The following is an 18,777-nucleotide window of genomic DNA, read 5'->3' on the forward strand; positions in this document are numbered from 1 at the left end:
CGGGTAGCAGAGAGGGGGCCGGCGATGCGACGAGGATTCCTCTCCGTCGTCGGCTCCCAGCTCACCTCCCTCCGCAACACCACGCCCGTCCCGTACACCGCGAACACCACGCCCCGCCCGATGCGCGGCGGCGGCCTGTGGGGACTCGGCAACAGCTCCGAGGCGCAGATGCGCGCGATGGGCTCGAACGGGATGCTGTTCGCCGTCGTCGACCGGATCATCACGTCGTACTCGCAGGTCGAATGGCACCTCTACCGCAAGGCGAAGTCCGGGCACCCCGAGGACCGCGAAGAGGTCACCAGCCACGCCGCGCTCGACCTGTGGAACCAGCCCAACAAGTTCATGACCGGGCCCAGCTTCCGAGAGACCAGCCAGCAGCATGAGGAACTGGTCGGGGAGCAGTACTGGGTCGCAGCGAAGCACGAGCGGTTCAACCTGCCGCTGGAGCTGTGGCCGGTCCGCCCGGACCGCATGAACCCGGTGCCCGACCCGCAGGCGTTCCTGTCCGGCTACCAGTACACCGGGCCCGGCGGCCAGGTCGTCGACCTGCGCCTCGACGAGGTGTTCTTCCAGCGGCGCCCCAACCCGCTGGATCCGTACCGCGGGTGGGGCGCGGTGCAGACGATCCTCACCGACCTCGACAGCTCCCGGTACTCCCGCGAGTGGAACCGGAACTTCTTCCTCAACAACGCCGAGCCCGGCGGCATCCTCCAGGTCGAAAAGCGCCTCACCGACGACGAGTTCGACGAGCACCAGGCCCGCTGGAACGAGCAGCACCGCGGCATCAGCAACGGCCACCGCGTGGCGCTGCTGGAGAACGGCATCACCTGGCAGGACCGCAAATACACCGCCCGCGACATGCAGTTCGCCGAACTGTCCGAGGTGTCCGACGAGAAGATCCGCGGCGCGTTCGGCTTCCCCCGCCCGATGACCGGCGCCACCGACGACATCAACAGGGCGAACGCCGAGGCCGGCGAAGTCGTGTTCGCACGCTGGCTGATCCTCGTCCGCCTTCGCCGCACGAAGGCGATCCTCAATACCCAGCTGCTGCCCATGTACGGGCGCCTCGGCGCCGGGCTGGAGTTCGACTTCGACAACCCGGTCCCCGCCGACCTTGAGGCCGAGGCCGCGCAGCTCACCGCCCGCGCGAACGCCGCCTCGCTGCTCCGCTCCGCCGGCTGGGCCCCCGACGACATCCTCTCGACCGTCGGCCTGCCGGAGATGCGCTGGATCGGCGGCCCGGCGCCGGCCGCCCCGGGCCAGGAGACCACCTTCGAGGAGCAGGTCGCCCAGCTCCTCTCCGCCGCGACAGGAGACCGCTGATGGCGTGGATGAACATCCCGGAGGCGCCCGCGGCCGCCGCCCGCCGCGCCGCGCAGGCACAGGCCGGCGCGCAGGCAGCGCAGGCACCGCGCTGGTACACGATCAACAACGCCGCGGACCCGGAAGAGGCCGAGGTGCTGCTGTACGACGCGGTGGGCGGCTGGTTCGGGATCTATGCCGACGAGTTCCTCGACGATCTGCGGCAGATCACTGCGCCGAAGATGCGGCTGCGCATCAACTCCCCGGGCGGCTCCGTCTTCGAGGGCATCGCGATCGCCAACGCGCTGCGTGCGCACCCGGCCACCGTGACGGTGCAGGTCGATGGGATCGCCGCCTCGATCGCGTCCGTCATCGCGATGGCCGGCGACCGCATCGAGATGGCCCCGAACTCGATGCTGATGATCCATGAGGCGTCCGGCGTGTGCATGGGCGACGCCGCCGAGATGGCGAAGATGGCCGAAGTCCTCGACCTGATCAGCAAGAACATCGCCAACGCCTACGCCGCCCGCGCCGGATCCGACGCCGCCGGCTGGCGGGCCGCCATGCAGGCCGAGACCTGGTACCTGCCCGATGCGGCTGTCGCTGCGGGCCTCGCCGACGTGGCGCTGTCCGCCGTCCCGGAGTCCCCGAACGAGCCGGCCGACCCCGAAGAGGAAGACGAGGACGAGTCGGAGCTGATGGAGGCTCGGCTGCACGCCAGCTTCGACCTCGCCGCGTTCGGCTATGCCGGTCCGCCCAAGGCGCAGCGGCCGAAGCCCGGCCCGCCGCCCGCCGCCGAGCCCGCGGCCGCCACGGCAGAGCCGACGACGCTGACGATCCGCCTCGGCGACGCCGTCGGCGAAGACCTCGTGGCGACCCTCCGGCGCGCCATCGCCAAGGACTCCTCGCCGCAGCCCTCGGGGACGGGGCCGCAAGGCGAGGACGAGGCCGCCGGCACCGACGCTTCCCCCGAGGCGCCGGAGCCGGCGGCCGCCGATGACGAGCCGGCCGAGGACCCCGCCGCCGCAGACCCGTGGGCTGAACACATCGCCCGCCTCACCACCCCGCAGCCCGACCCGTGGGCCGCGGACATCGCACGACTCACCGGCCCAGCGTCGTCACGCGCGACGGAATCCTGAGGAGGAGCACATGGCCACACCCACCGTCCCGCGCAACCAGGACGAGCTGGCGGAGATGTTCTCGGACGGCAAGTTCCTGAAGCGGTTCGAGAACCAGGAAGACCTCCAGCAGTTCATCACCGACTACGGCCAGGCCCAGCAGGGCGACGGCACCGACACCCAGCGCCTCGTCGCCGAGGAGACGCAGAGGGTCTTCGCGCAGATGCTGAAGGACAACGGCATCGAGGGCATGGGGAAGGACGCGATCAAGCGCCTGAACCTCGACCCGCAGGCCAAGCGCGAGGGCAACATGCTCTCCAGCCACCGCCAGGCCACCGCCCACAACCCGGCCGCCCCCGGCGCCGCGGCCGACGGGCTGTTCGAGAACGGCATCGACTACATCCGGAACATCTGGCACAAGAACACGCGGGCGGACGCCGACAAGCTCAGCACGCTCCGCAACGCGGCCAGCTCCGTCAGCCCGTCCGACGGCGGGTTCCTCGTCCCCGAGACCCTGCGCGCGCAGCTCATGCAGATCGCGCTGGAGCAGTCCACCGTCCGGCCGCGGGCGACCGTCGTGCCGATGGAGTCCGCGCGGGTGCCGTTCCCGATCATCGACTCGACGACGAACGCGGGCTCGGTCTTCGGCGGCATGATCGCCTACTGGACCGAAGAGGCGGCGATGCTCCAGGACGCCAACCCGAAGTTCGGGAAGGTCGAGCTGGACGCCAAGAAGCTCACCGGCCTCAGCGCCGTGCCGAACGAGCTGCTGCAGGACTCCATCGTCTCCTTCATGGCGCTGCTCGAGCGGCTGTGGCCGCAGGCGCTGGCGTTCGAGGAGGACAACAAGTTCACCGCCGGCTCCGGCGTCGGCGAGCCGCTCGGCTACCGCGGCGCCAACAACACGGCGAGCGTCGCAGTGGCTCGCGGCACCAGCAACAAGATCCAGTACGTGGACATCGTCAACATGTTCGCCCGCATGCTGCCGTCCAGCCTCAACAACGCCGTGTGGACCTGCTCCCCGGACGCCATCCCGCAGCTCCTGCAGATGGCCCTCAGCGTCGGCACCGGCGGCAACAGCGTGTTCGTCGTCAACGCCACCGCCGACATGCCCATGAGCATCTTCGGCCGCCCGCTGATCATCACGGAGAAGGCCGGACAGCTCGGCGCCCGCGGCGACCTGGCGTTCACCGACCTCGGCTACTACCTCGTCGGCGACCGCCAGACCATGACCGCCGACTCCTCGACGGACTACAACTTCGGGTCCGACAAGACCACCTTCCGGATCATCCAGCGCGTCGACGGCCGCCCGTGGCTCCAGTCCGCGATCACCCCCGCCAACGGGTCGAGCAACACCCTCACCCCGTTCGTCGAGCTGGCCGCGTAACACCCCCTGGCCGGCCCCGGCACTCAACCCCCGGGGCCGGCCACCAACCGGGCCGGCAGCGTCGCCCCGGCAACGGCATCACAGACACAGGAGGGAGCCGGTCATGGCTCAGAAGGCACTCGGCAGGACGTACAACGCGACGCCCGGCGCCGACGGCAAGTGGATCGCCGTGAAGAACGCGGGCGGCGTGGCGTTCGTCTGCTACCTGGCCGGCGCCGTCGGCGACGTCTACACGCTCCAGGAGGCCAAGGACTCCGCGGGCACCGGCGCGCAGAACCTCGCGATCATCACCGAGTACTACACCAACACCGGTGACGGCTCCGACGCGTGGGTGAAGCGCACGCAGGCCGCCGGCGCGGTCGTCACCACCACGGCCACCGCGGCGCAGAACGCGATGGTCGTCGAGGTGCTCGGCGTCTCCCTCGACGACGGCTACCGGTACCTGAAGCTCACCAGCACCGGCGCCGGGGCCGTCAACGCCCAGCACTTCGACCTGATGACGCAGCGCGGCGCGGCCAACCTCCCGGCGATGGGCGTCTGATGTCCGCCTGGGTGTGCCGGAACTGCAACGCCGCGTACTCCGTGGGCGCCCCCGAGTGCCCGGAGTGCGGCTCCAGCAGCCGCATCGCAGAAGCCGAGCAGAACGAGATCGAGGAGGCCGCAGCCATGGCCAAGTCCACCGTTCACGGCGGTCCGACCGCCGACGACGCCGAGGGAGGTGAGCAGTCATCGCCGACACCGGAGGAGGGTGGTACGACCTCGTCGACATCCTCCAAGAAGCACGAGACCTCGCCCGAGACGAGTACGAGCGAGGACCAGTCGCCTGCCCGCAAGACGGGGAGCCGCTCCGCGAAGGGCCGGACGGGCAGCTCTTCTGCCCGTGGGACGGCTGGCGACCAGACGGCACCTTCCTCTGACAGCGACGAGGACTGAGCCGACCCATGGATCAGGACCAGGTCTGGTACGCCACACGCGAGGACGTCCGGTCCGCGCTGTCGTCGGCGTCCACTGCTCGCAGCGACGAGCAGATCGACCGCGCGATCGAGACGGGATCTCGCGCGGTCGATGACCTGTGCCAGCGCTCCTTCGCCCCCGTGCTGGCGACCCGGTACAAGGACTGGCCGAGCCTGCAGCGGACGCGCGCCTGGAAGCTCTACCTCGACCGTGACGAGGTGATCTCCGTGCAGACCCTCACCTCGGCCGGCGTGGAGATCCCCGACACGGACTACTACCCCGAGCCCGTCAACAGCGGTCCGCCGTACACCCGGATCGAAACGCGGCTGGACCGGCCGAGCATGTTCAACACCGGCCAGACGCACCAGCGGGCCATCGCCATCACGGGTGTGTTCGGGTACCGCGACGACAGCGTCACCGCGAGCAGCCTCACCGCCAGCATCGACGCGAGCCAGGCCAGCATCACCATCGACACCCCGTCCGCGGTGGGCGTCGGCTCGCTGCTCCGGATCGGCGACGAGCGGCTGATCGTCACTGGCAAGACGATCGGGAACACGGGGCAGGTGCTGCAGACGCCGCTCGCGGCGAAGAAGGACGCCGTCCTGCTGGACGCGGCCGACGGCTCGCGGTTCGCGAAGGGCGACGTCATCAAGCTCGGCGCCGAGTCGATGCTCGTCCGCGCTGTCGCCAGCAACCAGCTCACCGTCGAGCGCGCCTTCGACGGCACGGTCCTCGACTCCCACTCCGCAGACGCCATCTGGGCCGCGACGACCCTGACCGTGGCCCGGGGCGTGTGCGGCACGACCGCGGCGACCGCCGCCAGCGGCGCGCCGGTCACGCGGTGGGTGGCGCCGGCGCAGGCCCGCACCCTGGCAATCGCCGAGGCCATGTGCACGCTGCTGTCCGAGCAGGCCGGGTACGCCCGGACCGTCCGGGCGCAGGCCGGCACCGGCACCCGGTCGGTGGCCGCCATCACGGCGGAACGCGACGCACTGCGGCAGCAGGTGGCGGACTCGCGCCTCGCCCGCAAGATCCGAACCAGGGCGGTGTGACATGCCGTTCGGAATCAACGTCGTCCTGAAGGGCCCGATCGTCGAAGGCCGCGGGCTGATCGGCACCGAGCGCCTGACGCTCGTGGCGCTGGCCGAGGTCGCGGACTACGCCTTCCACGAGGTGCAGATGGAGCTGATCCATGTGCTCCAGAACCCCACGGGCTACTACGAGTCGAGGATCGTCAAGGAGCGCGCCGGCTTCAACGCGTACTCGATCAACGACTCGAACGTGATCTACGGCCCGTGGCTGGAGGGCATCGGTTCCAGGAACTTCCCGGTCACGAAGTTCAAGGGCTACGGCACGTTTCGGCGCGTCCGGAACCGGATCGCGCAGAAGTCCGGCGCGATCGGCGAGGCGGCCGTGGCCCGCAAGATCGGGGGGGTGCTGGGATGACCCTCGACGCGACCGGGCTCCTCAACGCCGTGCAAGACCATGCTCTCGCGAGCGGCTGGTTCGAGGCCGTCAACGGGCACGAGCCGAAGTCCCCGCCGGACACCAGCGGCCTGACCGCGGCGGTGTGGGTGCAGCGCATCACCCCGGCGGTCGGCGGCTCCGGCCTGAACGCGACGAGCATCCGCCTGGAGCTGATGCTCCGCATGTACGCGGGGATCGACCAGGAGCCCGCGGACATGCTCGACCCGAACATGCTCGCCGCGCTCGACGACCTGCTGGGCCGCTACTCCGGCGACTTCGAGCTCGACGGCGACGTCCGGCAGGTCGACCTCCTCGGGCAGTTCGGCGACCCGCTGTCCGCCCGCGCGGGCTACATGATCCAGGGCGGCACGGAGTACCGCGTCCTGGACATCACGCTGCCGCTCATCGTCAACGATCTCTGGGACCAGGAGGCATAGGCCATGTCCAAGACAGGCGGCCTCGGAGACGCCCTCTACTACGGCGGCTTCGACATGTCCGGCGACGTGCAGGCCCTCGGCAACGTCGGCGGCGGCCCCGCCCTGTTGCCGTTCACCGACATCACCCAGGCCGCCATGGCGCGGCAGGGCGGCCTGCGGGACGGCCGGATCGAGTGGACGTCGTACTTCAACCCGGGCCTGCCGGCGAACGCGGCGCACGGGCTGCTGTCGACGCTGCCGCGCGGCGACGTGCTGGTGACGTACTGCCGCGGCACCGTGCTGGGCGCGCCAGCCGCCTGCCTGAACGGGAAGCAGGTCAACTACGACGGCACGAGGGCGAACGACGGCTCGTTCCCATTCGCCGTGTCCGGGCAGGCCAACAGCTACGGCCTGGAGTGGGGCAAGCTCCTCACGGCCGGCATGCGCACAGACACCGCGGCGACCCTCGGCTCGTCCATCGACACCGGCGGCGCGCTGAGCTTCGGCGCGCAGGCGTACCTCCACGTCAGCGCGCTCACCGGTGCAGACGTCACGGTCAAGATCCAGGACTCGGCGGACAACGCCACCTTCACCGACGTGGCGGGCCTCACCTTCGCCCAGGTGACCGCAGGGCCGAACACGCAGCGCATCGCGATCGCCAACACCGCGACGGTGCGCCGGTACCTCCGCGCGGTGAGCGTGACGACCGGTGGCTTCACCTCCGCGACCTTTGCCGTGGTGATCAACAAGAACGAGTGCGCGGGGGTGACCTTCTGATGTCCGCGATCGAACCGCTCATGGGCCCGGAGTCCTACAAGAGCTTCGTGATCTCCCAGCCGCTGGCGACGCACTGGCGCCCGGCGACGTGCGAGGAGGTCAACTGCGCTGACCACGCCAACGGCTGGAAGGTCCGCGTCGAGGGCCTGCCCGCGCAGATGCTCCACGACGCCCGCACCTCCGGCCGCCGGTACAGCGAACTCCCCGTCGCCGAGGGCGAGACGTGGCTCATCTTCGAGGCCGGGCAGCCCTGCTTCCGCGCCTCGCAGCACCGGGCGCCGCTCAGCCGGCCGCCGCTGTACCTCGTCCGGGACGGCGACCACCGCGGCAACCCGCGCGGGACGCGGGCCCGGCTGCACCAGCGCCCGGAGTCCTGGCGAGACGACTTCGCCGAGCACCAGCAGACCCTCGCCGACGCACAGCAGCGCGGCTGACCAGCAAAGGAGCACATCATGGCCAAGCAGTCGGGCCTCGGCTGGACCACGCTCAGCGTCGACAACGCTGGCGGGACGCCGGTGGACATCCGCAACGACGTGACCAACCTGTCCTTCGCCACGCCCCGCGCGGTGCAGGACGTCACCGGCGTCGACAAGAGCGCCAACGAGCGGCTCCTGCTGCTCGCCGACGCCACGATCACGCTGGAGACCGTCTTCAACCCCACCGGCGCGCACACGGTCTTCTCCACGGTCCCGTCGACCAGCGTCGCCCGGACCACGTCCCTCGGCGTCGGCGGCAAGTCCCTGGCGATGGAGATGCTCTACACCGACTACCCGCTGCAGCGCTCCAACACGGGCGAGCTGACGGCGTCGATCCCCGGCAGCCTCGCTGACGGCACCGTGCCGACCTGGTCCTGACCCCTCACCGAGTCCCCACCCGAGAAGGAGCGGCGCCGTGGCCGGCTACAAGCGGAACCCGAAGATCTACCTGCTGAAGTTCGACGAGACCACCGACTACCCGGGCCTGGAGGTGCAGGTCCGGACGCTGTCCATGGGCCAGCTCGTGCAGGTCTGGACCGGCGAAGGCGACGGCAGCAGCGCCGCCACCTTCGAGATGTTCGTGGAACGACTCGTCGGCTGGAACCTCGAAGACGAGGTCACGGGCGAGCCTGTGCCGATCACCCGCGAGGCGATCGAGGCCGAGGACGACGACCTCGTCAACGCCATCATCAAGCGCTGGACGGCGGCCGTGCTGGGCGTGCCGGCCCCTTTGGACGGCGGCTCGAACTCTGGCGGACTGTCGGCGGCGGAATCGGCCCTGACGGAAATCCCGTCACAAAGCCTGGCGAGCTGATTTACGCCGAGACGATTCTCGGCCTCTGTGACCGGTGGCATAAGACGCCGCCGGAAATCGAAGCACTTCCCGCAAGCGTGTGGCAGTTGCTGGAGATTGAGCGGATGGGGGTGAATCCGGATGTCGAACCTCGTTGAGATTCTGGTCACGGCCAAAAACCTGACCGGGCCCGGCATGGCCGCTGTAAACGCTCAGATCGATAGCACCTCAGCGAAGATGAAGGTGTTCAACAAGACGGCCATGCTCGCGGCAGCCGGGTTCGCCGTCATCGGCGTCGAGGCCGTGAAGGCTGCCAGCAAGTTCGACTCCGAGATGACGCTGCTCCAGACGCAGGCCGGCGTCTCGGCGGACAAGATCGACGGGCTGAAGAAGGGCGTCCTCGACCTCGCGGGGAAGGTCGGGCAATCCCCCGACAGCCTCGCCGAGTCGCTGTACCACGTCGAGTCGAACTTCGAGTCGATGGGCATTTCCAGCTCGAAGGCCCTGAAGTTGACCGAGACCGCGGCCAAGGGCGCCACCGTGGGCCATGCCGGGCTCGTGGACGTGACGAACGCCCTGACCGCTGCGGTCGCTGCGAATATCCCCGGCGTCGAAAACCTCGACGAAGCGATGGGCGTTCTCAACGCGACCGTGGGCGTTGGCGACATGAAGATGTCCGACCTCGCCGCCGCATTCGGCACCGGAATGGTCGCCACGGTCAAGGGATACGGCCTTTCCATCAAGGACGTCGCTGCCGGTTTGGCCGTTTTCGGCGACAACAACATCAGGGGCGCCAAGGCGGGCACGCAATTCCGCATGACCGTGCAGTCCCTCGCCGCCCCGGCGGCCGGGGGCGCCGCCGCGCTGAAGAGCATCGGCCTGGCCACCGACACGCTCGCGAAGGACATGCAGAAGGGCGGCCTGAAGCTCGCCCTCGAAGACCTCGTGGCGCACATGAACGCCGCCGGCCTGTCGAGCAAGCAGCAGGGCCAGTTCATCACCGACGCGTTCGGCAAGAAGGCCGGCACTGGCCTGAACATCCTCGTCGGCCAGATGGACCGCCTGGAGTCGAAGTACCCGGCTCTCGACGCCGGAGCGAAGAACTTCGGCCAGGCATGGGCCGACACCCAGAAGACCTTCGCCTTCCAGATGAAGCAGCTGGAGACCGGCGCGGAGGCGCTCGGCATCACCTTCGGCGAGAAGCTCATCCCGCCGATCCAGTCCACGGTCCACTTCCTCGTCGAGCACAAGACCGCCAGCACCGACGCCGCCCTCGCGATGGTGGCCCTCGCCGCGGCCGCCGTCGGCGTGGCGACCGCGATGAAGGCCATTGCGGTCAGCAAGGCGATCTGGGGCGGGTTGACGACCGGTGCGGCTGCCGCGAGGAGCGTTTTCGAGAGCCTCGCGCTCAAGACCCTGTACATGCAGGAGGCGTTCGTCGTGGCCGGCGGCGGCGCCCGCGGGCTGGGCGCGGCGTTCGGGACGCTGTCGACGGGCACGAAGGTCGCCGGGGCGATCGCGGTCGTGGCCGGCATCGCCCTTGTCGCGAAGCACTTCTCCGACGAGTCGAAGCAGGCGAAGGTCAGCGCGGACGACATGTCCACCGCGTTGAAGAACCTCGCGGCGGGCAACGGTGCGGCCGGCACGATCGCTCAGCTGACCAAGGACGCGGGGAACCTCCACCAGTCCCTCATGCAGCGCTTCAACTCGAACGACTCGCTGTGGGACATCCTCACCAACTCCGGTGGCAAGGCGTCCGCGGCGAAGAAGGACTTCAAGGAGGCCGGCCAGGCGCTCGCCGACATGGTCAACGCCGGGCAGACGAGCCAGGCGGCGGCCGCGCTGCAGAAGATGAACGATGCCGGGCTGCATGTGCCGACGAAGTACCTGAAGGACTACAACGCGGCGCTGGACGGCGTGAAGGCCGAGAGCGACCTCACGGCGGCATCTCAGGGCCGGTTCGGGCAGCAGGCCGAACAGGTGCAGCAGCAGCTCAAGGCGCAGCAGGACGTCGCGGATGGGCTCGCGCAGTCGCTGCAGGCCCTGGACCAGATCAACCAGGCCAGCTACGACAGCGAGACGAAGTTCTACGACGCGATCGGCAAAGCGTCGGAGGCCCTGAAGCAGAACGGCAAGACCCTCGACGTCCACACCGACAAGGGCCGCCAGAACCGCGACGCGGTCAGCGCGATCGCCGCGGCGACGGACGACTACACCTCGAAGCTCTCCGCGCAGGGCGCGAGCATGCAGGACATCGACGCCGCCTACTCCAAGGGCTACAGCTCCCTCGTCAAGGCGGCGGAGGGCTTCGGGTACGGCGCGACCGCGGCGAAGAAGCTCGCGGACAGCCTGCTGCACGTGCCGCAGGAGGTGAAGGTCCAGGGCAACATCGACGACTTGCAGGCCAAGCTCCGCACGGCGAAGGCCCAGTTGAAGACCGTGCCAGCGAGCAAGCAGGCGAAGCTCATCGCGGACATCGCGGACCTGGAACGGAAGATCCGCGCCGCGAAGGCGGAGATCTCGGCCGTGCAGGGCAAGACGGTCGCGATCAACATCGTCACCACCCACTCGACGAGCGGCGTCATGGCGCACGAAGGCGGCGGTTACGCGACCGGCGGCCTCGCGCCGATGGGGCAGACGGCGTGGGTCGGCGAGGACGGCCCCGAGCTGATGCAGGTGACCCCGCTCGGCACCCGGATCCTGAGCAACTCGGACTCGAAGAAGCTGGCCAAGCTCAACGGGCTCAAGGTGCCCGGGTACGCGCGCGGCACCCTCACCAAGGCGCAGCAGGCCGCACTCGACCGGGCGAACGCCGAGCGCGCGGCCCGCAGTGAGGCTCTGGGCAGCCTGGGCATCTCCTACTTCGGGCAGCTCGCGGGCTACCGCTACAACAGCTTCGAGAACGCCACCAGCGGCAGCTCGGGCAGCGTGGGGGAGCTGGAGTCGGCGCTGAACGAGTGGGCGTCGAAGATCAAGGCCGCGAGCCACGGGGCGCAGGAGTCGCGCCTCATCAAGGACTTCGACCGGTTCGGTGCCGCGGCGCTGAAGAACGAGGCCGCGCTGCTCAGCGTAAACAGCAAGCTGACGGCGGCCTCCGACAAGCTCAGCGCGCTCAAGGACGCTGCGGCGCAACTCAAGGACTCGGTCAGCTCCGGGATCGTCTCCGGCGGCTCCATCGCCAAGACGCCGGCCGCGAACGCGTTGGGTGTCGTCGAGCAGCTGCAGGGCAGCGTCGACAACGCAAAGCGGTTCGCCGCTGACCTCGCGCGGCTGAAGAAGTCCGGCCTCAACAGCCAGAGCCTGTCCGAGCTGGCGCAGGCCGGTGTCGACGGCGGCCTCCAGACGGCCGACGCGCTCTCCGGCGCGTCCCCCGCGTACCTGAAGAAGATCAACGACCTGGAGAAGCAGCTCGTGGCCGCCGGCGGCTCCGCCGGGTCCACGGCCTCGAACTCGGTGTACGGCGCGGGGATCGCGCAGGCGCAGGGCATCGTCGACGGGCTGAAGAAGCAGCAGGCGGCCCTCGACAAGGTGATGATGCACGCCGCGCAGGCCATGGCGAACGAGCTGAAGAAGGCGTTCGGCCGGAAGGCAGCAGGCGGCACGGTCGGTGCCGCGGCGTCCGGCGGCGCCCGCTGGGGTCGCACGCTCGTCGGCGAGTACGGGCCGGAGATCGCGGACCTGCCGATCGGGACGCGCGTGCACTCGGCGCCGGACACCGCGCGGATGCTCGGCGGCGGCCAGGCCGCAGCGCCCATGCACTTCACGATCCAGATCGGCGACCGGGAGATCGGCTCCTTCGTCGTCGACCCGCTCCGTCAGGAGATCCGCCGCCAGGGCGGGAACGTCCAGGCCGTCCTCGGCCAAAGAGGGAAGTGAGACATGCACCGGTACTCCTGCTACAACGCGGCGATGGCCACCACGGCGGCCACCGCGAAGGTCACTACGGGCACGGCGCTCAAGACCATGCTGCAGATCGCCACACCGAGCAGCCGGCAGTTGCAGCTCATCTCATGGGGGTTCAGCCTCGACGCGCCGCCAGCCACCACGTCCACCGGTGTCGTCGAGCTCATCCAGACCGACGTCGCCGCCACCGTCACGGCGCACCTGGCGTCCGGGGTGCAGCCCCTCGACCCGAACGCGCCGCCGTCGCTCGTCACGCTGGGCACGGCCGCCACGGGCTACAGCGCGTCCGTGGAGGGCACCCCGACGGGCACGCGCCTCTTCGACGCGATCCAGGTCCCGGGCCTGACCGCGGGCGGCAACGGCATCGAGCCGTACGCGTACCAGTTCATGCCTGATGAGAGGCCCATCGTCGGCGTCAGCAAGTTCCTGCGGATCCGCGCGACGTTCGCGGCCGCCGTCAACCTGACCTGCTGGGCCACCTGGGACGAGTGACCCATGCCCGCCTCGTCCATCGCCCCGCTGATCTCGGGCTGGCAGCGCCGCGTCGGCGGCCTGCCAGGCCCGTACTCTGTCGCGCCCGCGTCCGGGGTGGCGTCGGGCGGCACCGGAGTCAACGGGCTGATGGTCGAGCTGCTGATCGACGGGTCGTGGGTGGACATCACGAAGCGCGTGATGGTGCGCGACTCCAACGGGCAGATCTCCATCACCCGCGGGCAGACCTCGGAGGGCCAGCAGCCCAGCCCCGGCACATGCTCGCTGCAGCTCAACAACAGGGACGGCCTGTTCAGCCCGGCGAACCCGATGTCGCCGTACTACGGGAAGATCGGCCGGAACACCCAGCTCCGCGTGTCCGTGGCCAAGGGCGACGACAAGTCCTACCGCTTCTGGGGCGAGGTCACGGGCTGGCCGGAGGACTGGGACTCCACCGACACCGACGTGTGGGTGGACATCGAGGCCGCTGGCATCCTTCGGCGCCTCAACCAGGGCAGCACCCCGCTGAGGTCGACCATGTACCGGGGCCTGACCTCAATGGCGACCACACCCCCGATCGCCTACTGGCCGTGCGAGGACGGTACGAGCGCGACGTCCCTCGCTTCGGCGCTGACCGGCGGCCAGGCGATGACGTTCCGGGGCACGCCCAACCTCGCCGCGGACACCGGGTTCCTGTGCTCCACCGCGCTGCCGACCCTCAACGGCGCCTCCCTGGTGGGGGTGATCCCGCCCTACACGGTGACCGGAGAGTCCCAGACGCGGTGGCTGATGTGGCTGCCGACATCACCGCCGGACGGCACCCAGCTCATCAAGATCCGATCGACCGGCGGCACCATCCCGTACTGGGCCGTCACCTATGGCACAGGCGGCTCGCTCACAGTCAAGGGCCTCGACACCGACGGACTGACGGTGCTGGTGGCGTCGGGCGTGATGGCCTTCGGCGTCGACGGGCAGCGGATGCGGTTCTCCCTCGAACTCACCCAGAGCGGCCCCAACGTCAACTGGACGATGGGTGCGGTCAGTGCGGCCACGGGCTTCAACGGTCAGTTGAGCGGGACGTTCAATTCGCAGACCGTCGGCCGGCTCACGACGATCACGATCGCGCCCGGGCGGACGATCACCGACGGCGTTTTCGGTCACGTCAGCTTCCAGAACGACGTCACGTCCGCGTTCGACCTCGAAGGTCAGGTGACTGCGTTCGTGGGGGAGTCGCCGTCGGCTCGCATCATCCGACTGTGCGGCGAGCAGGGCGTCAACGCCGTCATCATCACCACGGCATCGACGGACACGATGGGCCCTCAACTCCCCGGCACTTTCATGGCTCTGCTGCAGGAGTGCGTGGACGTCGACCAAGGCATCTTTTTCGAGCGGGAGGTGGCGTTCGGGCTCGCCTTCCGGCCTCGGCCAGCGCTGTACAACCAGGTCCCGCGGATCGTTCTGTCCTACCCCGGCAACCAACTGGCGCAGATCCCGAAGCCGGTGCCGGACGACCAGCTCGTCCACAACAGCATCACCGCCTCACGGCAGAACGGATCGTCCGCGACTGCTGTCCTGAGTCAGGGGCCGCTGTCTGTCCTCGACCCGCCGAACGGCGTCGGCACCTACCCGGACAACCCCACGCTGAACGTCCAGTCGGACGACGACCTGCCACAACACGCCGCGTGGCGACTGCACCTCGGCACGATCGACGAGCCGCGGTACCCGGCGATCAGCATCAACCTGGCGCACCCGTCGATGGCGGCGCAGCGCGTGAACGCCCTGAACGTGCTGTTCGGGATGAACATCGTGGTCTCGTCGCCGCCCTCGCGGCTGGGTGGGGACATCTCGCAGCTCGTCATCGGCATCACCGAGACGATCACGCATTTCGAGCACCGCATCACCTACGTGTGCCAGCCCGAATCGCCCTACGAGGTGTTCGTCCTCGACGACTCGGCGCGCGGCAAGGCGGACACCGACGGGAGCGTGCTGGCGCAGGACATGACGCCCACGCAGACCACCGTGCAGGTCGCGGTGACGGCCGGGCCGCTGTGGACGACGAACCCGGTGGACTACCCGATCCAGGTGATGGCGGCCGGGGAGCTGATGACCGTCACCAACATCACCGGGGCGTCGTCACCGCAGACGTTCACGGTCACCCGGTCGGTCAACGGCGTGGCGAAACCCCACGCCGCGGGCGAGCCGATCTCCCTCGCCAACCCCACCGCCCTGGCCTTGTAGGAGGAGCAGCGCATGGTCTACACCCCCTTCAACGCAGGCCAGACCGTCACGGCTGGGCAGCTCGACACGCTGATCGCCAGCGAAACGATGCCCTGGACACAACTCGACTCCGTCGGGGTCCTCGTGTCCGGGTTCACCATCGGCACCCCCGCCGCGCGCATGCGGAAGTTGATGTTGGCCGGTACGGAGATCTGGGAGTTCGAGGGCCGGATCACCATCGCCAGCCTGACCGCGAACGCGAACACGGTGGCCTTCACCTTCAACACCGGCTTCCGGGTCGGCACTGAGCGCGGCTTCCAGTGCGTCGGCGCGAACACCGCGTTTTACGGCGTCAGGGTCACATTCGAGCCGAATGGCCAGCTCATGGTGGGCGTGCCCACCGCGGCCGGCTCAGGGGCGACGGGTGTCCTGCTCGACAACTGCACCATCACGAACCCCCTCGCATAGGAGTGAGTCCCTGTGAAGACCCTGTTCATCGACGAGTACCCGTCCGAGTCCGGCGGCGGCCGGCTTGGCCGGCATGTGCAGCACGACCCGCGGTCCCGCGCCTACGCGGTGTCGGAGGATCTGCTGCCGTCCACGTACACCAGCGCGGTGCACCGGGTGCGGATCCCGGTCCTGGACCAGGGCGACCTCGGGAGCTGCACCGGCAACGCGGCGGAAGCCTTCGCCGGGACCGATCCGCTGTACGACGCGATCTCCACGCAGGTGACCGCGCGGCCGACGGGTGACCCGGTCGCGGACGAGAAGCAGGCCGTCGCGCTGTACTCCGCCGCGACGCGGCTGGACGACGTCCGCGGCAACTACCCGCCCACCGACACCGGTTCGACGGGCGTGGCGGTCGCGAAGGCCGCGCAGAAGGCGGGGCTCATCAGCGGGTACCAGCACGCGTTCAGCCTCGACACTGCGCTGAAGGCGCTGGCGGTCTCGCCGCTGATCATCGGCGTGAACTGGTACGAGGGTTTCGACCAGCCGGACGCCAACGGGCACGTGAAGATCTCCGGCAGCGTCCGCGGTGGCCACGAGTTCCTGCTGTACGGCATCGACGCGACCAACGGCGTGGTGCTGGCCCGGAACTCGTGGAGCACCAGCTGGGGCGTGCAGGGGACGTTCTCGTTCTCCTTCGACGACCTCGGCCAGCTCCTCAGCGAGGACGGCGACGCGACCCTGTTCGTGCCCGTCTCCGCCCCGGCGCCCACCCCGACCCCGACGCCGCCCACCCCGGCCGACGTCGACAAGGCACTCTCGACGGCCCTGTCCACCCTCGACACAGCGGCGGCCGCCTGGCGCGCAGCGCACAGCCTGTCGTGACCGGCAGCCTCGGCCAGGACTGGGCGTCGTACCAGGACTGGACACCGTCCACGCAGGGCCTGGCGTTCGCGTTCGTCAAGGCAACCGAGGGCACCGCCTACGTCAACCCGCGGTACAGCAGCCAGATCACGACCGCGCGCGCCGGCGCCCTCCTGCCCGGCCACTACCACTTCGCCCGGCCCGGCTCCATGGCCGTCCAAGGCGACTACTTCCTGAAGCGCACCACCCTCAAGCCCGGCGACGTCATCGCCCTGGACTGGGAAGACGCAGGAGTCACCGGCGCCGACAAGGACGCCTGGATCCGCTACGTGCAGGCCCGAACGCCCGGCCACCGGGTCGGCCTGTACTGCAACAAGGACTTCTGGATCAACCGCGACCACACCGGGTTCTACGGCGACTTCCTGTGGATCGCCGACCCCGACAACGCGGCCGGCGCACCGGACGTCAAGGCCGACTGGCTGTTCCACCAGTACAGCGAAGCGGGCGGCATCGACCGCGACTACTGCAAGCTCACCGCCGCGCAGCTCCGCCAGTGGGCGGCCGGCACCACACCGACGCCCCTGGAGGACACCTTGCCCACACCCGCCGACGTCTGGGGCTACTCGCACGGCGACGACCCCGACGTCCACCAGACCCTCGCCAACGCCGCCTCTGCCGCGGCCGCAGCCGAGAAGGGCGTGCAGACGCTCCTCAAGGGCACGCCGGTCACCCTGACCGACGCGCAGCTCGGGCAGCTCGCCGCGAAGGTGGCGCCCCTGCTCCCGAAGCCGCCGTCCGCGGCGGACATCGCCACCGAGCTGGCCAAGCGCCTCCAGTCCTGACCACTATCAGCAGAAACGGATCGTCATGCCGACCATCTTCCGCAGAGAGCCCGCACTGTGGCTCGCGCTCATCGCCGTCGCCGTCAAGCTCGTGACCGCGTTCGGCCTCAACCTGACCTCCGACCAGCAGGCCGTCATCAACGCCGTCGCCGCAGCCCTCGTCGGCCTCATCGTCGCCGTCACCGTGCACGACGGGATCGGCGCCGCCGTCCTCGGGTTCGTCCAGGCCGCCATCGCTCTCGCCGTCGGGTTCGGCCTCCACTGGTCGCCGGAGCAGCAGGCCGTGGTCCTCAGCTTCGCGTCCGCCGTCGTCGCCATGTGGACCCGCACGCAGGTGACCGCGCCGGCCAGACCGGTGAGCAAGCCGACGCTCGCGCCGGCCCCGCAGAACAACTAGCGGCCCGTGAACGCCACCACCCTCGGCAGCCTCCTCGTGGGCGTCAGCGGGCTCGTCGGCGTGGTGGTGGCGTTCGTCGGAAAGCGCGGTGAGAACGCCGTCACCGGCTACAGCTCCCTCACCGACCAGTTGCAGGAAGAGCTCGCCAGCAAGCGCGCCGAACTGACCGAGAAGAACGCGCACCTCGCCGAACTGGCCATGTTGCGCGGCGCAGACCAGGCGGAGATCACCCGGCTCCGCGCCATCGTCATCCAACTCGGAGGACATCCATGACCCGCGCGGAGCAAGCACTCGCCCGCCAGTGGCGTCGCGTGCTCCTCGCGTGCGTCCTCGTCGCCCTGTCGGGCGCAGTCCTGATCATCTGGCATCGCATCAGTGTGGAGACCTCGGCGCGGAAGGACGCGGTCGCGGAGGCGAACCTCCGCGGCAGCGCGGTCTCCACGCTGGCCGGTGACGTCCGCAAGCTGCGGGCGCAGGTCCAGGCGGCGGGGAAGACCCCGGTGGCACCAGACCCGTCGAAGGCCGTCTCGAACTTGCCGGCGCGGGCCGAGGTGCCCGTGCCGATCCCCGGGCCGCCGGGACCGGCCGGCATCCCGGGACCCACCGGACCGCCCGGATCCCCTGGCCCGACGGGCTCTCCCGGCCCGAGCGGCGCCGCGGGCGCCAACGGACCGACCGGCCCCACCGGCTCGGCCGGCATGGGCGGCGCCGTCGGACCCGCGGGACCCGCCGGTCCGGCCGGACCGGCAGGCCCCCAAGGGCCACAGGGCCCCACCGGACCGGCAGGACGCGATGGCCAGACGTGTCCCGACGGGTACTCCCTCCAGCCAGCCGCAGGCGACCCCGATTCGCTGGTGTGCCGCCGCGACGGCGCCCCCACGCCCACGCCGACCCCGACCACCACGCCGCCCGGCATCCTGTCTGACCGGCGCAAGTCCTAGGAGCA

At 69.8% G+C, this 18,777-nt stretch carries 21 protein-coding genes; all 21 read left to right on the forward strand.

What is annotated here, in order from left to right; translation table 11 throughout:
- The first annotated feature begins 24 nt into the window (after nt 1–24).
- The 21 genes from BMW99_RS32845 to BMW99_RS32945 all read left to right on the forward strand — a co-directional run bounded on the left by BMW99_RS32845 (nt 25) and on the right by BMW99_RS32945 (nt 18,772).
- Nucleotides 25–1,323, forward strand: coding sequence for a phage portal protein (locus tag BMW99_RS32845; RefSeq protein ID WP_069462400.1), 1,299 nt, complete (start codon nt 25–27; stop codon nt 1,321–1,323).
- Nucleotides 1,323–2,441, forward strand: coding sequence for a head maturation protease, ClpP-related (locus tag BMW99_RS32850; RefSeq protein ID WP_069462401.1), 1,119 nt, complete (start codon nt 1,323–1,325; stop codon nt 2,439–2,441). The genes BMW99_RS32845 and BMW99_RS32850 overlap by 1 nt, the downstream gene beginning before the upstream one ends.
- A gap of 10 nt (nt 2,442–2,451) precedes the next feature.
- The gene (locus BMW99_RS32855) at nt 2,452–3,807 is read left to right on the forward strand and encodes a phage major capsid protein (RefSeq protein ID WP_069462402.1); all 1,356 of its coding nucleotides are present in this window, start codon (nt 2,452–2,454) and stop codon (nt 3,805–3,807) included.
- A gap of 103 nt (nt 3,808–3,910) precedes the next feature.
- Nucleotides 3,911–4,348, forward strand: a complete 438-nt coding sequence (locus tag BMW99_RS32860) for a hypothetical protein (RefSeq protein ID WP_069462403.1) — start codon at nt 3,911–3,913, stop codon at nt 4,346–4,348.
- Entirely contained in the window at nt 4,348–4,740 is a 393-nt protein-coding gene (locus BMW99_RS32865) for a hypothetical protein (RefSeq protein ID WP_069462404.1), read from the forward strand. The genes BMW99_RS32860 and BMW99_RS32865 overlap by 1 nt, the downstream gene beginning before the upstream one ends.
- Nucleotides 4,741–4,748: 8 nt before the next feature.
- Complete coding sequence (locus tag BMW99_RS32870; protein WP_069462405.1) at nt 4,749–5,813, forward strand: hypothetical protein; 1,065 nt, start codon at nt 4,749–4,751, stop codon at nt 5,811–5,813.
- A gap of 1 nt (nt 5,814) precedes the next feature.
- On the forward strand, nt 5,815–6,207 hold the full coding sequence (locus tag BMW99_RS32875) for a hypothetical protein (protein WP_069462406.1): 393 nt from the start codon (nt 5,815–5,817) through the stop codon (nt 6,205–6,207).
- The gene (locus BMW99_RS32880; protein ID WP_069462407.1) at nt 6,204–6,665 is read left to right on the forward strand and encodes a hypothetical protein; all 462 of its coding nucleotides are present in this window, start codon (nt 6,204–6,206) and stop codon (nt 6,663–6,665) included. The genes BMW99_RS32875 and BMW99_RS32880 overlap by 4 nt, the downstream gene beginning before the upstream one ends.
- A 3-nt stretch (nt 6,666–6,668) precedes the next feature.
- Nucleotides 6,669–7,421 (forward strand): hypothetical protein, encoded by a 753-nt coding sequence (locus tag BMW99_RS32885; RefSeq protein WP_069462408.1) that lies wholly within the window; start codon nt 6,669–6,671, stop codon nt 7,419–7,421.
- On the forward strand, nt 7,421–7,855 hold the full coding sequence (locus tag BMW99_RS32890; protein ID WP_069462409.1) for a hypothetical protein: 435 nt from the start codon (nt 7,421–7,423) through the stop codon (nt 7,853–7,855). The genes BMW99_RS32885 and BMW99_RS32890 overlap by 1 nt, the downstream gene beginning before the upstream one ends.
- A gap of 18 nt (nt 7,856–7,873) precedes the next feature.
- Nucleotides 7,874–8,275 (forward strand): hypothetical protein, encoded by a 402-nt coding sequence (locus tag BMW99_RS32895; RefSeq protein WP_245791724.1) that lies wholly within the window; start codon nt 7,874–7,876, stop codon nt 8,273–8,275.
- A gap of 37 nt (nt 8,276–8,312) precedes the next feature.
- Entirely contained in the window at nt 8,313–8,711 is a 399-nt protein-coding gene (locus BMW99_RS32900; protein ID WP_069462410.1) for a hypothetical protein, read from the forward strand.
- Nucleotides 8,712–8,885: 174 nt separating this feature from the next.
- Nucleotides 8,886–12,566, forward strand: coding sequence for a phage tail tape measure protein (locus BMW99_RS32905; protein WP_177226126.1), 3,681 nt, complete (start codon nt 8,886–8,888; stop codon nt 12,564–12,566).
- 3 nt (nt 12,567–12,569) lie between these two features.
- Complete coding sequence (locus BMW99_RS32910) at nt 12,570–13,085, forward strand: hypothetical protein (protein ID WP_069462412.1); 516 nt, start codon at nt 12,570–12,572, stop codon at nt 13,083–13,085.
- A gap of 3 nt (nt 13,086–13,088) precedes the next feature.
- On the forward strand, nt 13,089–15,302 hold the full coding sequence (locus tag BMW99_RS32915) for a hypothetical protein (RefSeq protein WP_069462413.1): 2,214 nt from the start codon (nt 13,089–13,091) through the stop codon (nt 15,300–15,302).
- A gap of 12 nt (nt 15,303–15,314) precedes the next feature.
- Nucleotides 15,315–15,749 carry a hypothetical protein gene (locus BMW99_RS32920; protein ID WP_069462414.1) on the forward strand — a complete coding sequence of 145 codons (435 nt, stop codon included), beginning with the start codon at nt 15,315–15,317 and terminating at the stop codon, nt 15,747–15,749.
- 12 nt (nt 15,750–15,761) lie between these two features.
- The gene (locus BMW99_RS32925; RefSeq protein WP_075018093.1) at nt 15,762–16,613 is read left to right on the forward strand and encodes a C1 family peptidase; all 852 of its coding nucleotides are present in this window, start codon (nt 15,762–15,764) and stop codon (nt 16,611–16,613) included.
- Nucleotides 16,610–17,434, forward strand: a complete 825-nt coding sequence (locus BMW99_RS32930; RefSeq protein WP_075018094.1) for a GH25 family lysozyme — start codon at nt 16,610–16,612, stop codon at nt 17,432–17,434. Before BMW99_RS32925 ends, BMW99_RS32930 begins: the two co-directional genes overlap by 4 nt.
- A gap of 25 nt (nt 17,435–17,459) precedes the next feature.
- Entirely contained in the window at nt 17,460–17,831 is a 372-nt protein-coding gene (locus BMW99_RS32935) for a hypothetical protein (RefSeq protein WP_069466115.1), read from the forward strand.
- Between the two features lie 6 nt (nt 17,832–17,837).
- The gene (locus tag BMW99_RS32940) at nt 17,838–18,104 is read left to right on the forward strand and encodes a hypothetical protein (RefSeq protein WP_069466114.1); all 267 of its coding nucleotides are present in this window, start codon (nt 17,838–17,840) and stop codon (nt 18,102–18,104) included.
- The gene (locus BMW99_RS32945; protein ID WP_069466113.1) at nt 18,101–18,772 is read left to right on the forward strand and encodes a hypothetical protein; all 672 of its coding nucleotides are present in this window, start codon (nt 18,101–18,103) and stop codon (nt 18,770–18,772) included. Before BMW99_RS32940 ends, BMW99_RS32945 begins: the two co-directional genes overlap by 4 nt.
- The last annotated feature ends 5 nt before the right edge of the window (nt 18,773–18,777 follow it).

Origin of the sequence: Actinacidiphila rubida (genome assembly GCF_900110255.1) — a bacterium.
Taxonomy (GTDB): domain Bacteria; phylum Actinomycetota; class Actinomycetes; order Streptomycetales; family Streptomycetaceae; genus Actinacidiphila; species Actinacidiphila rubida.

Excerpts from the sequence above, each read along its gene's own strand:
- BMW99_RS32890 (WP_069462409.1), top strand. The coding sequence starts at position 7,421 with ATGTCCGCGATCGAACCGCTCATGGGCCCGGAGTCCTACAAGAGCTTC.
- BMW99_RS32935 (WP_069466115.1), top strand. The coding sequence starts at position 17,460 with ATGCCGACCATCTTCCGCAGAGAGCCCGCACTGTGGCTCGCGCTCATC.
- BMW99_RS32845 (WP_069462400.1), top strand. The coding sequence starts at position 25 with ATGCGACGAGGATTCCTCTCCGTCGTCGGCTCCCAGCTCACCTCCCTC.
- BMW99_RS32850 (WP_069462401.1), top strand. The coding sequence starts at position 1,323 with ATGGCGTGGATGAACATCCCGGAGGCGCCCGCGGCCGCCGCCCGCCGC.
- BMW99_RS32870 (WP_069462405.1), top strand. The coding sequence starts at position 4,749 with ATGGATCAGGACCAGGTCTGGTACGCCACACGCGAGGACGTCCGGTCC.
- BMW99_RS32860 (WP_069462403.1), top strand. The coding sequence starts at position 3,911 with ATGGCTCAGAAGGCACTCGGCAGGACGTACAACGCGACGCCCGGCGCC.
- BMW99_RS32920 (WP_069462414.1), top strand. The coding sequence starts at position 15,315 with ATGGTCTACACCCCCTTCAACGCAGGCCAGACCGTCACGGCTGGGCAG.
- BMW99_RS32880 (WP_069462407.1), top strand. The coding sequence starts at position 6,204 with ATGACCCTCGACGCGACCGGGCTCCTCAACGCCGTGCAAGACCATGCT.
- BMW99_RS32865 (WP_069462404.1), top strand. The coding sequence starts at position 4,348 with ATGTCCGCCTGGGTGTGCCGGAACTGCAACGCCGCGTACTCCGTGGGC.
- BMW99_RS32885 (WP_069462408.1), top strand. The coding sequence starts at position 6,669 with ATGTCCAAGACAGGCGGCCTCGGAGACGCCCTCTACTACGGCGGCTTC.
- BMW99_RS32945 (WP_069466113.1), top strand. The coding sequence starts at position 18,101 with ATGACCCGCGCGGAGCAAGCACTCGCCCGCCAGTGGCGTCGCGTGCTC.
- BMW99_RS32895 (WP_245791724.1), top strand. The coding sequence starts at position 7,874 with ATGGCCAAGCAGTCGGGCCTCGGCTGGACCACGCTCAGCGTCGACAAC.
- BMW99_RS32910 (WP_069462412.1), top strand. The coding sequence starts at position 12,570 with ATGCACCGGTACTCCTGCTACAACGCGGCGATGGCCACCACGGCGGCC.
- BMW99_RS32905 (WP_177226126.1), top strand. The coding sequence starts at position 8,886 with ATGGCCGCTGTAAACGCTCAGATCGATAGCACCTCAGCGAAGATGAAG.
- BMW99_RS32915 (WP_069462413.1), top strand. The coding sequence starts at position 13,089 with ATGCCCGCCTCGTCCATCGCCCCGCTGATCTCGGGCTGGCAGCGCCGC.
- BMW99_RS32855 (WP_069462402.1), top strand. The coding sequence starts at position 2,452 with ATGGCCACACCCACCGTCCCGCGCAACCAGGACGAGCTGGCGGAGATG.
- BMW99_RS32875 (WP_069462406.1), top strand. The coding sequence starts at position 5,815 with ATGCCGTTCGGAATCAACGTCGTCCTGAAGGGCCCGATCGTCGAAGGC.